The 414-nt window shown below is 58.9% G+C and carries 1 protein-coding gene; it reads right to left on the bottom strand.

The window, feature by feature from the left end:
* On the bottom strand, nucleotides 1-414 hold a 414-nt coding region (locus GYA94_RS23515; protein WP_161893199.1), incomplete at both ends, for an immunoglobulin-like domain-containing protein.

Consider the following 414-nt stretch of genomic DNA (forward strand, 5'->3'; position numbering starts at 1 on the left):
GCTGCTCGAACTTCCACGCATCCTGGCCGCTGACCGAATCAATGGCGTTGACCACTGGTGCGTTGGTGCCGACGTAGACGTTGTCCGGTGCGATAACAGTGGCCGAACCGGTGGTGCTGTTGGCCGCCACGACAATGTTGGTGCCGTCGGTCAGCTTGAAGTACAGCTCCGCGTGGTTGTTGATCGGCAGACCATCTTTGTTGGTCAGCGTGATGGTGTAGGTAATCTCGCCGCCTTCGGTCACCGATGGGGTAGCGGTCAGTTTGGCGACCACTTCATCGATGGTGTCGGTGACTTTTACCGAGGCGTCGCCACCCAGTTGCAGGTTCTCGAACGCTGCACCGGTAGCGTCGGCTGCCGATTTGATGCCCAAGGTGATTTCGCCGGCATCTTGATAGACGTCATCGCCCTGTG

Origin of the sequence: Pseudomonas juntendi (assembly GCF_009932375.1) — a bacterium.
In the GTDB taxonomy this organism is placed as follows: Bacteria; Pseudomonadota; Gammaproteobacteria; order Pseudomonadales; family Pseudomonadaceae; genus Aquipseudomonas; species Aquipseudomonas juntendi.